Source organism: Burkholderiales bacterium, from assembly GCA_035560005.1.
Lineage (GTDB): Bacteria > Pseudomonadota > Gammaproteobacteria > Burkholderiales > Eutrophovitaceae > DASRFY01.
The window spans coordinates 1-10,598 of the sequence record DATMAN010000018.1 but is presented as its reverse complement, the minus strand read 5'-3'; the positions used below and the strand labels follow the sequence as shown (position 1 = coordinate 10,598).

At 64.2% G+C, this 10,598-nt stretch carries 22 protein-coding genes and 1 pseudogene; all 23 read left to right on the top strand.

What is annotated here, in order from left to right:
• On the top strand, positions 1-145 hold a 145-nt coding region (locus VNM24_01765; protein HWQ37327.1), incomplete at its 5' end, for an elongation factor Tu.
• A gap of 87 nt (positions 146-232) precedes the next feature.
• Complete coding sequence (gene rpsJ, locus VNM24_01760) at positions 233-541, top strand: 30S ribosomal protein S10 (protein HWQ37326.1); 309 nt, start codon at positions 233-235, stop codon at positions 539-541.
• 144 nt (positions 542-685) lie between these two features.
• Positions 686-1,330 (top strand): 50S ribosomal protein L3, encoded by a 645-nt coding sequence (gene rplC / locus VNM24_01755; GenBank protein HWQ37325.1) that lies wholly within the window; start codon positions 686-688, stop codon positions 1,328-1,330.
• A 3-nt stretch (positions 1,331-1,333) separates the two neighbouring features.
• On the top strand, positions 1,334-1,954 hold the full coding sequence (gene rplD, locus VNM24_01750) for a 50S ribosomal protein L4 (GenBank protein ID HWQ37324.1): 621 nt from the start codon (positions 1,334-1,336) through the stop codon (positions 1,952-1,954).
• Entirely contained in the window at positions 1,951-2,271 is a 321-nt protein-coding gene (gene rplW / locus VNM24_01745) for a 50S ribosomal protein L23 (GenBank protein HWQ37323.1), read from the top strand. Before rplD ends, rplW begins: the two co-directional genes overlap by 4 nt.
• The gene (gene rplB / locus VNM24_01740; protein HWQ37322.1) at positions 2,272-3,099 is read left to right on the top strand and encodes a 50S ribosomal protein L2; all 828 of its coding nucleotides are present in this window, start codon (positions 2,272-2,274) and stop codon (positions 3,097-3,099) included. It begins immediately after the preceding gene.
• 12 nt (positions 3,100-3,111) lie between these two features.
• On the top strand, positions 3,112-3,414 hold the full coding sequence (rpsS, locus tag VNM24_01735; protein ID HWQ37321.1) for a 30S ribosomal protein S19: 303 nt from the start codon (positions 3,112-3,114) through the stop codon (positions 3,412-3,414).
• 21 nt (positions 3,415-3,435) lie between these two features.
• Complete coding sequence (gene rplV / locus VNM24_01730) at positions 3,436-3,777, top strand: 50S ribosomal protein L22 (GenBank protein ID HWQ37320.1); 342 nt, start codon at positions 3,436-3,438, stop codon at positions 3,775-3,777.
• A 2-nt stretch (positions 3,778-3,779) separates the two neighbouring features.
• Positions 3,780-4,472, top strand: a pseudogene (rpsC, locus tag VNM24_01725) (30S ribosomal protein S3).
• A 13-nt stretch (positions 4,473-4,485) separates the two neighbouring features.
• Complete coding sequence (rplP, locus tag VNM24_01720; protein ID HWQ37319.1) at positions 4,486-4,899, top strand: 50S ribosomal protein L16; 414 nt, start codon at positions 4,486-4,488, stop codon at positions 4,897-4,899.
• Positions 4,900-4,904: 5 nt separating this feature from the next.
• The gene (gene rpmC, locus VNM24_01715; GenBank protein ID HWQ37318.1) at positions 4,905-5,099 is read left to right on the top strand and encodes a 50S ribosomal protein L29; all 195 of its coding nucleotides are present in this window, start codon (positions 4,905-4,907) and stop codon (positions 5,097-5,099) included.
• Entirely contained in the window at positions 5,096-5,365 is a 270-nt protein-coding gene (gene rpsQ / locus VNM24_01710) for a 30S ribosomal protein S17 (GenBank protein ID HWQ37317.1), read from the top strand. Before rpmC ends, rpsQ begins: the two co-directional genes overlap by 4 nt.
• 156 nt (positions 5,366-5,521) lie before the next feature.
• On the top strand, positions 5,522-5,890 hold the full coding sequence (gene rplN / locus VNM24_01705; GenBank protein ID HWQ37316.1) for a 50S ribosomal protein L14: 369 nt from the start codon (positions 5,522-5,524) through the stop codon (positions 5,888-5,890).
• A 15-nt stretch (positions 5,891-5,905) separates the two neighbouring features.
• Entirely contained in the window at positions 5,906-6,226 is a 321-nt protein-coding gene (gene rplX, locus VNM24_01700; GenBank protein HWQ37315.1) for a 50S ribosomal protein L24, read from the top strand.
• 165 nt (positions 6,227-6,391) lie between these two features.
• Complete coding sequence (gene rplE / locus VNM24_01695; protein HWQ37314.1) at positions 6,392-6,949, top strand: 50S ribosomal protein L5; 558 nt, start codon at positions 6,392-6,394, stop codon at positions 6,947-6,949.
• Between the two features lie 8 nt (positions 6,950-6,957).
• A complete protein-coding gene (rpsN, locus tag VNM24_01690) occupies positions 6,958-7,263 on the top strand; it encodes a 30S ribosomal protein S14 (GenBank protein ID HWQ37313.1) in 306 nt (101 codons plus the stop codon).
• 13 nt (positions 7,264-7,276) lie between these two features.
• Positions 7,277-7,672 (top strand): 30S ribosomal protein S8, encoded by a 396-nt coding sequence (gene rpsH, locus VNM24_01685; GenBank protein HWQ37312.1) that lies wholly within the window; start codon positions 7,277-7,279, stop codon positions 7,670-7,672.
• Between the two features lie 23 nt (positions 7,673-7,695).
• A complete protein-coding gene (gene rplF / locus VNM24_01680) occupies positions 7,696-8,229 on the top strand; it encodes a 50S ribosomal protein L6 (GenBank protein ID HWQ37311.1) in 534 nt (177 codons plus the stop codon).
• 14 nt (positions 8,230-8,243) lie between these two features.
• Positions 8,244-8,594, top strand: coding sequence for a 50S ribosomal protein L18 (rplR, locus tag VNM24_01675; protein HWQ37310.1), 351 nt, complete (start codon positions 8,244-8,246; stop codon positions 8,592-8,594).
• 10 nt (positions 8,595-8,604) lie between these two features.
• On the top strand, positions 8,605-9,117 hold the full coding sequence (rpsE, locus tag VNM24_01670) for a 30S ribosomal protein S5 (protein ID HWQ37309.1): 513 nt from the start codon (positions 8,605-8,607) through the stop codon (positions 9,115-9,117).
• A gap of 35 nt (positions 9,118-9,152) precedes the next feature.
• Complete coding sequence (gene rpmD, locus VNM24_01665; protein ID HWQ37308.1) at positions 9,153-9,350, top strand: 50S ribosomal protein L30; 198 nt, start codon at positions 9,153-9,155, stop codon at positions 9,348-9,350.
• A complete protein-coding gene (gene rplO, locus VNM24_01660; GenBank protein ID HWQ37307.1) occupies positions 9,350-9,784 on the top strand; it encodes a 50S ribosomal protein L15 in 435 nt (144 codons plus the stop codon). The genes rpmD and rplO overlap by 1 nt, the downstream gene beginning before the upstream one ends.
• A 3-nt stretch (positions 9,785-9,787) precedes the next feature.
• Positions 9,788-10,598 (top strand): preprotein translocase subunit SecY (gene secY, locus VNM24_01655; GenBank protein HWQ37306.1); only part of this gene is annotated, 811 nt, incomplete at its 3' end.

The following is a 10,598-nucleotide window of genomic DNA, read 5'->3' as shown; positions in this document are numbered from 1 at the left end:
CACGGAGATGGTCATGCCCGGGGACAATGTGCAGATCACGGTGAGTCTGATCCAGCCCATTGCGATGGAGGAGGGCTTGCGCTTTGCCATTCGCGAGGGCGGGCGCACCGTGGGCGCCGGCGTGGTGGCGAAAGTCATCGAGTGATTGAATGATGACGTGATTGAGTTGCCAGAGCCCGAGTGATCGAGGCAATCACTGAATCACCATTCACTTAATCACGGAAACGTCCACATGCAGAACCAGAAGATCCGAATTCGCCTCAAGGCGTTTGACTACCGGCTGATCGACCAGTCGGCGCTGGAGATCGTCGAGACGGCCAAGCGCACGGGCGCCGTGGTAAGGGGCCCTGTTCCATTGCCGACGCGCATCGAGCGGTTCAATCTGTTGCGCTCGCCGCACATCGACAAGGCTTCGCGCGACCAACTGGAGATCCGCACGCATCTGCGCCTGATGGACATCATCGATCCGACCGACAAGACCGTCGACGCGCTGATGAAGCTCGACCTGCCGGCCGGGGTGGATGTGGAGATCAAGTTGTGAGGGCGGTGACGAGTGACCGGTGAGGAGTGAATAGGTGGCGGAGCCAGGCTCTTCTCGCACGTCGCCGCTCACCCGTGTCCCGTCAACGATCTTTATTAGCAGCCGGCCAATTGCAGCTGGCGCCTCTGGATGAGGGAACAAAGAATGAGTTTAGGACTTGTCGGTCGCAAGGTCGGCATGACCCGGCTGTTCACCGAGGACGGCGATGCCGTCCCGGTCACGGTGCTGGACGTGTCGAACAACCGTGTCACCCAGATCAAGACGCCCGAAGTCGACGGCTACGCCGCGGTGCAGGTCGCCTTCGGCAGCCGCCGCCCGAATCGGGTGTCCAAGCCGCTCGCCGGCCACTTCGCCAAGGCGGCGGTGGAGGCCGGGCGCGTGCTCAAGGAGTTTCGCGTTGCCGAGCAGGATCTGGCCGGCTTCAAGGTCGGCGGCCAGATCGGCGTGGATATCTTCACGGTGGGCCAGTACGTCGACGTCACCGGGACGAGCAAGGGCAAGGGATTCGCCGGCGTCATCAAGCGCCATCATTTCTCGTCCAATCGCGCGAGCCACGGCAATTCCATCTCGCACAACAAGCCCGGATCGACCGGCATGAACCAGTCGCCGGCCAAGGTGTTTCCGGGCAAGCGCATGCCGGGGCATCTGGGCGACGTTCAGCGCACCGTGCTGAACCTGCAGATCGTGCGCATCGACGCGCAACGCCAGCTGTTGCTCGTCAAGGGCGCGGTGCCGGGCGCGGAAGGCACGGACGTGATCGTGCGTCCCGCGGTCAAGGCGCAGGGGTGAAAGATGGAACTGAAGCTCATCGACGATAACGGTCGGGAAACCTCGCGCGTGCAGGCTTCCGACGCGTTGTTCGGTCGCGAATTCAATGAGGCGCTGGTTCACCAAGTGGTGACCGCCTATCTGGCGAACGCGCGCCAGGGCACGCGCGCCCAGAAGGCGCGCGGAGACGTCAACCGCTCGCATCGCAAGCCTTGGCGCCAGAAGGGCACGGGGCGCGCGCGCGCCGGTTTCGCCGGCAGCCCGCTGTGGCGCGGCGGCGGCAAGATCTTTCCTTCCAGCCCGGAGGAAAACTTCAGCCACAAGGTCAACCGCAAGATGTTCCGCGCCGGCATGGCTTCCATTCTGTCGCAGCTGGCGCGGGAAGGACGTCTGGCGGTCATCGACAGTTTCAGGGTCGAGGCGCCGAAGACAAAGGTCCTGGCGCAGAAGGTCAAGGGCATGGGATTCCAGAGCCTGCTGCTGATCACTGACTCGCTGGATCAGAACCTCTACCTTTCCTCGCGCAATCTGCCCAACGTACTGGTGGTCAATCCCGGCCAGGCCGATCCGGTCAGCCTGTTGCGCTTCGAGAACACGCTGATTACCAAAGGCGCGATGGCGCGGATCGAGGAGATGCTGTCATGACGGCCGCCAGAAAATACCCGGCGCAGCGCCTGATGCAGGTGCTGCTCGCGCCGGTGGTTTCGGAGAAGAGCACCTTTGTCGCCGACAAGAACGAGCAGGTCGTGTTCCGCGTTGCGCAGGATGCTACCAAGCCCGAAATCAAGGCGGCGGTGGAACTGATGTTCAAGGTTCAGGTGCAAAGCGTGCAGGTCGCCAACGTCAAGGGCAGGGAGAAGCGTTTCGGACGCTTCGTCGGACGGCGCCGCAACTGGAAGAAGGCCTACGTCTGCCTCAAGCCCGGACAGGAGATCAACTTTGCAGCAGGGGAGGCCAAGTAGATGGCGCTCGTCAAACTCAAACCGACTTCGGCCGGCCGGCGCGGTGTCATCAAGGTGGTCAACCGGGATCTCTGGAAGGGCAGGCCGCTGGACAAGCTGACCGAGCACAAGACCAGCAAAGCCGGACGCAACAGCCATGGCCACATCACGATCCGTCACCAGGGCGGCGGGCACAAGCAGCATTACCGGCTGATCGACTTTCGTCGCAACAAGGACGGTATCAGCGCCAAGGTCGAGCGGCTGGAGTACGACCCGAATCGCAGCGCCAACATCGCGCTGCTGTGCTACGCCGACGGCGAGCGCCGCTACATCATCGCACCCAAGGGGCTCGCGGCCGGACAGGAGGTGGTCAGCGGCCCGGAGGCGCCGATCAAGACCGGCAACGCGCTGCCGCTGCGCAACATCCCGGTGGGCACCACCGTGCACTGCGTGGAAATGCAGCCAGGCAAGGGCGCGCAGCTCGCGCGCTCCGCAGGCACGTCGGTTCAGCTGCTGGCGCGCGAGGGCGCCTATGCCCAATTACGGCTGCGCTCGGGTGAAATCCGCAAAGTGCATGTGGACTGCCGTGCCACGATCGGCGAAGTGGGCAATGAAGAACACAACCTGCGCCAGATCGGCAAGGCCGGAGCGATGCGTTGGCGCGGCGTGCGCCCGACCGTGCGCGGCGTGGCGATGAACCCGATCGATCACCCACACGGCGGCGGCGAAGGCCGCACCGGCACCAAGCGCGACCCGGTCAGCCCATGGGGCACGCTCACCAAGGGCTACAAGACGCGCAAGAACAAGCGCACGCAGAGCATGATCGTGCGCTCGCGCCACGTGAAGTAAGAGGTCATCGCCATGTCCCGTTCAGTCAAGAAGGGTCCGTTCGTCGATCATCACCTGATGAAGAAGATCGACGCCGCGCGGGCCACCAACGACAAGCGCCCGATCAAGACTTGGTCGCGCCGCTCGACCATCCTGCCGGACTTCGTCGGGTTCACCATTGCCGTGCACAACGGCCGGCAGCATGTGCCGGTCTACGTGACCGAGAACATGGTCGGGCACAAGCTGGGCGAGTTCGCGCTCACCCGCACCTTCAGGGGGCACTCCGCCGACAAGAAGGCGACGCTGACCCCGGCTGCGGCCGCGCCGAAGAAGTAGGGCGCCAGAGGAGTGACTAGGATGGAAACTTCTGCCGTATTGCGAGGCGTGCGCCTGTCGGCGCAGAAAGGCCGACTGGTCGCCGATCAGGTCCGGGGGTTGCCGGTCGACCGCGCGCTGAACATTCTGAAGTTCAGCCCGAAGAAGGGTGCCAAGATCATCCGCAAGGTGCTCGAGTCGGCCATTGCCAACGCCGAACACAACGACGGCGCGGACATCGACGAACTGAAAGTCACCAGGATCTTGGTCGAGCACGGCCCGAGCTTCAAGCGCTTTATGCCGCGGGCCAAGGGCCGGGCTTTCAAGATCACCAAGCCGACCTGCCACATCTTCGTCACGGTCGGCGACGGAGCGAAGGAATAAGCATGGGACAGAAGATCAATCCGATCGGCTTCCGGCTGGCGGTGAACCGGAACTGGACTTCGCGCTGGTACGCGACCAGCAAGAACTTTCCCGCCATGCTGCAGGAGGACATCAAGGTGCGCGACTTCCTGCGCGGGAAGCTGGCGCACGCGGCGGTGAGCCGGGTCGTGATCGAGCGGCCGGCCAAGAACGCCAGGATCACCATCCACAGCGCCCGCCCGGGCGTGGTGATCGGCAAGAAGGGGGAGGACATCGAGCACCTGCGCGGTGAGCTGCAGAAGCTCATGGGCGTGCCGGTGCACGTCAACATCGAAGAAGTGCGCAAGCCGGAACTCGATGCCCAGCTGATCGCCGATTCGATCGCCCAGCAGCTGGAGAAGCGGATCATGTTCCGTCGGGCGATGAAGCGCGCAATGCAGAACGCCATGCGCTTGGGAGCCCAGGGCATCAAGATCATGAGCGCGGGACGGCTCAACGGCATCGAGATCGCGCGCACCGAGTGGTACCGCGAGGGCCGGGTGCCGCTGCATACGCTTCGCGCCGACATCGACTACGGGTTCTCGGAGGCCAAGACCACCTACGGCGTCATCGGCATCAAGGTCTGGGTCTTCAAGGGCGAGGTCATGGCGCGCGGCGATCAGCCGGTAGCCGCGCCGCAGACGCCGGAAGCGCAACCGGAGAAGAGACCGTCCAGGCGGGGAGCGAGAAATGCTGCAGCCAGCTAGAACCAAGTACCGCAAGTATCAGAAGGGGCGCAACTATGGCGTGGCCACGCGCGGGGCCAAGGTTTCCTTCGGCGAGTACGGGCTGAAGGCTATCGAGCGCGGTCGGCTGACCTCGCGCCAGATCGAAGCGGCGCGCCGGGCGATGACGCGCCATATCAAGCGCGGCGGCCGGATCTGGATCCGGATCTTCCCCGACAAGCCGGTTTCGCAGAAGCCCGCGGAGGTGCGCATGGGCAACGGCAAGGGCAATCCGGAGTTCTTCGTCTCCGAGATCCAGCCCGGCAAGGTCCTGTACGAGATGGACGGCGTGGACGAAGCCACCGCGCGCCAGGCGTTTCGCCTCGCCGCGGCCAAGTTGCCGCTGAAGACGACGTTCGTCCAAAGGCACATGGGGTAAGAGCGATGAAAGCCACTGAACTGCGCTCCAAGAGCGGTGCGGAGCTGAACAAGGAACTCGACGAGCTGCTGAAGGCCCGCTTCTCGCTGCGCATGCAGCTCGCCACCCAGCAGCTCACCAATACCAGCGAGCTGAAGAAGGTGCGGCGGGACATCGCCCGCGTGCGCACGATTCTGAACGAGAAGGCGAGGAAGGCATGAGCGAGCAGCGGCGCGCGGCGCGGCGGCGCCTGACCGGTCGGGTGGTGAGCGACAAGATGGACAAAACGGTCACTGTCCTGGTCGAACGCAAGGTTGCGCATCCCCTGTACGGCAAGTTCGTGCGCAAGTCGAAGAAGTACCACGCGCACGACGAGAACAACGAATACAAGGAGGGCGACGTGGTCGTGATCGAGGAATCGCGCCCGCTGTCGAAGACCAAGTCCTGGCGCGTGACGCGGTTGGTGGAGAAGGCTAAACAGGTCTGAAAGCCTTGTCTGGACGGCACTTAGCTTATAGAATGCCGCCCTTTTCGCCGCGCCTTGGGTGAGAGCGAGGCCGGCTCCGACCCGGACGGGTTCCAAAACTGGCCTGCCAAGGCTGTCGAACAAGCGGCGGGCGAAGTTGGAAGAAGAGATAAATATATGATTCAAATGCAAACTCGGCTGGATGTCGCCGACAACACCGGGGCGCGTTCGGTGATGTGCATCAAGGTGCTGGGCGGCTCCAAGCGGCGCTATGCCGGCATCGGCGATGTGATCAAGGTCAGCGTCAAGGACGCTGCCCCGCGCGGCCGCGTGAAGAAAGGCGAGATCTATCACGCCGTAGTGGTGCGGACCGCGTCCGGCGTGCGCCGTCAGGACGGGTCGATCATCAAGTTCGATTCCAACGCCGCCGTGCTGCTCAACAACAAGCTGGAGCCGATCGGCACCCGCATCTTCGGCCCGGTGACCCGCGAGCTGCGCACCGAGCGCTTCATGAAGATCGTGTCGCTCGCGCCGGAAGTCCTGTAGGGAGAGCGGTCAGTCATGCGCAAGATCCGCAAAGGCGACGAGGTGGTGGTCATTGCCGGCCGGGACAAAGGCAAGCGCGGCACCGTGCTGCGCGTGGTGAGCGAGGACTACCTAGTGGTCGAGGGTGTCAATCGCGTCAAGAAGCACCAGAAGCCCAATCCGATGAAGGGCACCACCGGGGGCATCGTGGACAAGGAAATGCCCATTCACGTCTCGAATGTGGCCATCTTCAACCCCGCGACCCAGAAGGCAGACCGGGTCGGCGTCAAACGCCTAGAGGACGGTCGCAAGGTTCGCGTCTTCCGCTCCAACGGCGAAATGCTCGAGGCCCAATAAGCTCCCGCGAGGAATCGATCCATGGCAAAGGAACCCAAGGAAACGGCCAAGTCCAAAGCCGCGCAGCCGAAATCCAAGGACGTCGCGGCGAAGCCCAAGGAGGCGGGCGCAGGCAAGGACGCGGCTGCCAAGGAGAGGGAAACGACGCCCAGGAAGCAGGAAAAGATCTCCGCCCCGCCGCAGCCCGCGCGGCTGCAGACCTATTACCGCGAGACGGTCGTGCCCGAGCTGATGAAGCAGTTCGGCTACAAGAGCGTCATGCAGGTACCGCGGATCGAGAAGATCGTGCTGAACATGGGTGTGGGCGAGGCGGTCAACGACAAAAAGATCCTGGAGAACGCCGCCGCGGACATGACCAGGATCGCCGGCCAGAAACCGGTCGTCACCAAGGCGCGCAAGTCGATCGCGGCCTACAAAATCCGCAAAGGCTATCCGATCGGCTGCATGGTCACGCTGCGCAGCCATCGCATGTACGAGTTTCTCGACCGGCTGGTCAGCATTGCCATCCCGCGCATCCGAGATTTCCGGGGCGTTTCCTCGCGCTCGTTCGACGGGCGGGGGAATTTCAACATGGGCGTGAAGGAACAGATCATCTTCCCCGAGATCGAATACGACAAGATCGATGCGCTGCGGGGCTTGAACATCACGATCACGACCACGGCCAAGTCCGACGCGGAAGCCAAGGCGCTGCTGTCCGCGTTCCGTTTTCCGTTCAGGAACTGAGGTTGTCAATGGCAAAACTCGCGTTGGTGAACAGGGAAGCCAAACGCCGCCAGGCGGTCGAAAAGTTCGCCGCGAAGCGCGCGGAACTTCTGGCGATCATCAACAACAGCAAAATGCCGGAGGAGGAACGCGCCGCGGCGCGCGCCCGGCTGCAGAAGCTGCCACGTAATTCCAGCCCGGTGCGGCTGCGCAACCGCTGCGCGCTCACGGGGCGCCCGCGCGGGGTGTTTCGCAAGTTCGGTCTTGGGCGCAACAAGCTGCGCGAGATCGCGCTGCGAGGCGAGGTCCCGGGCGTGATCAAGGCCAGCTGGTAGCAGGAGAAGTCGCATGAGCATGAGTGACCCCATCGCCGACATGCTGACGCGGATTCGCAACGCGCAGCGCGCCGAAAAGACAACGGTCGTCGTTCCCGCCAGCAAGCTCAAGGCAGCCATCGCCCAGGTGCTCAAGGACGAGGGCTACATCGAAGACTTCAGGGTGCACGCCGAGGACAACAAGCGCGTCATGGAGATCGGGCTCAAGTACTACGCGGGCAAGCCGGTCATCGAGCGCATCGAGCGCGTGAGCCGGCCCGGGCTGCGCATCTACAAGCCGGCCAAGGAGATCCCGCAGGTCATGAACGGGCTGGGGGTGGCCATCGTGTCGACCTCCAGAGGCGTGATGACCGACCGCAAGGCGCGCGCCACCGGAGTGGGCGGCGAAGTGCTGTGCATCGTGGCCTGAACTCGACGACGGAGCACAACGAAATGTCACGCATCGGCAAGGCTCCGATATCCATCCCGGGCGGCGTGGAGGTCACGGTCGCGGCGAACCAGATCTCGGTCAAGGGCCCCCTGGGCACGCTCACCCAGCGCGTGAGCCCCCTGGTGGAAGCCAGGCGTGAGGGTGACAGGGTCGTGTTCGTCACCCGTAACGATTCGCGGGAGGCCAACGCCATGTCGGGCACGCTGCGCGCGATCGTCAACAACATGGTACGTGGCGTCACCAAGGGCTTCGAGAAGAAGCTGGCTCTGGTTGGTGTGGGCTATCGAGCCCAGGCGCAGGGTGACAAGCTCAACCTGAGCGTCGGCTATTCGCACCCGGTGGTCCAGCAGATGCCCAAGGGCGTGAAGGTGGAAACGCCGAGCCAGACCGACATCGTGCTGAAGGGCATCGATCGCCAGCTGGTGGGGCAGGTCGCGGCCGAGATTCGCAACGTGCGTCCGCCAGAACCGTACAAGGGCAAAGGCATCCGTTACGCCGACGAGCGGGTGGTGCTCAAGGAAACGAAGAAGAAGTAGACGGGGTTGTCATGATCGACAAGAAACTGGCCCGGCAGCGCCGGGCGCGTCAGACCCGATTGAAGATCGCGCAGTTGCGGGCGATGCGCCTGTCGGTGTATCGCTCGAACGGTCACATCTACGCACAGGTCATCGATCCGTCGGCCAGAGTGCTGGCGGCGGCCTCGACGCTGGAGCCGGAGATTCGCGGCCAGATCGCCCACGGCGGCAACATCAAGGCGGCGGCGCTGGTTGGCCGGCGCATCGCCGAGAAGGCGAAAGCCAAAGGCGTCGAGCAGGTCGCCTTCGACCGCTCCGGCTTCAAGTACCACGGGCGGGTCAAGGCGTTGGCCGAGGCCGCGCGCGCGGCCGGACTGAAATTCTGAGGCGAGAATCATGGCCAAGATGCAGGTGCAAACGGAAGAGCGCGGCGACGGCCTGCGCGAAAAGATGGTTGCGGTGAACCGGGTCACCAAAGTGGTGAAGGGCGGCCGCGTGCTGGGTTTTGCCGCGCTCGCCGTGGTGGGCGACGGTGACGGCGGAATCGGAATGGGCAAGGGCAAGGCGCGCGAGGTTCCGGTGGCCGTGCAGAAGGCGATGGACGAAGCGCGCCGCAAGATGTTCAAGGTCAGCCTGAAGAGCGGCACGTTGCAGCACGCGGTGGTCGGCCAGCACGGGGCGGCCAAGGTGTTCATGCAGCCCGCCTCGGAAGGCACCGGCATCATCGCGGGCGGCCCCATGCGCGCGGTCTTCGAAGTCATGGGCGTGACCAACGTGCTCGCCAAGTGCCTGGGGTCGACCAACCCGTACAACGTGGTACGGGCCACGCTCAACGGCTTGTCGGCCATGAGCACCCCGGCCGAGATCGCGATGAAGCGCGGAAAAAGCGTGGAAGAGATTCTGGGCTGATCATGGCGAAAAAAGACAAGGCGACCCAGTCCGAAATCGCGAACAAGCCCGCGGCAGGGAAGAAAGTGCGGGTGACGCTTGTCCGCAGTGTCATCGGCACTCGTGAATCGCACCGCGCCACCGTGCGCGGCCTGGGGCTCAGGCGGCGTCATCAGACCGTGGAGCTGGAGGACACCCCTGCGTTGCGCGGAATGATCAACAAGGTCGGTTACCTGCTCAAGGTGGAAACGTAATGCGGCTCAATCAGATCAAGCCGGCGCCGGGCGCCAAGCAGGCACGCAAGCGCGTGGGACGCGGGGTGGGCAGCGGCATCGGCAAGACGGCGGGTCGCGGGCACAAGGGTCAGCGGGCGCGCTCCGGCGGCTATCACAAGGTGGGTTTCGAAGGCGGGCAGATGCCGCTCGCGCGGCGCCTGCCCAAGCGCGGCTTCACGTCGCTCACCCGCGATGACACCGTGGAGGTGCGCCTGCGGGCGCTGAACAAGGTGACGGGCGATCAGGTCGACCTGGCTGCCCTGAAGCAGGCGGGGCTCGTCGCCAACAAGACCAAGGCGGCCAAGATCATTCTCGCCGGAAAACTCGAAAAGAAACTGACGGTGCGCGGGCTCGCCGTCACCAAGGGGGCGCGCGCCGCCATCGAAGCGGCGGGCGGCAGCGTCGAGGGATAGGAATTGGCTCAGGAAAGCTTGCTCGGGCTGTCGGGGAAGTTCGGCGATCTGAAGCGCCGGCTGCTCTTCCTGCTGGGCGCGCTGATCGTCTACCGCATCGGCGCGCACGTGCCGGTGCCGGGCATCGACCCGGTGCAGCTGGCGGAGCTGTTCAAGTCGCAGCAGGGCGGCATCCTGGACATGTTCAACATGTTCTCGGGCGGCGCGCTGTCGCGGTTCACGATTTTCGCGCTCGGGATCATGCCCTACATCTCGGCGTCGATCATCATGCAGCTGCTCACCGTCGTGGTCCCCACCTTGGAGCAGCTCAAGAAGGAAGGCGAATCGGGCCGGCGCAAGATCACGCAGTACACGCGTTACGGAACCTTGGTACTGGCCACCTTCCAGGCGCTGGGGATCGCCATCGCGCTCGAAGCGCAGCGCGGACTGGTGGTCGAGCCGGGACTGATGTTCCGCTTCACCACCGTGGTGACGCTGGTGACCGGCACCATGTTCCTGATGTGGCTCGGCGAGCAGATCACCGAGCGGGGGATCGGCAACGGGATCTCGCTCATCATCTTCGCGGGCATTGCGGCTGGACTGCCGGCCGCGGTTGGCGGCACGCTGGAACTGGCGCGCACCGGCACGTTCTCCATCCCGCTGGTGCTGCTGCTGCTCGCCGGAGCGATACTGGTGACCGGGCTGGTGGTGTTCGTCGAGAAGGGCCAGCGCAAGATCCTGGTCAACTACGCCAAGCGGCAGGTGGGGCGCAAGGTCTACGGCGGGCAGAGCTCGCATCTGCCGCTCAAGCTCAACATGTCCGGCGTGATCCCGC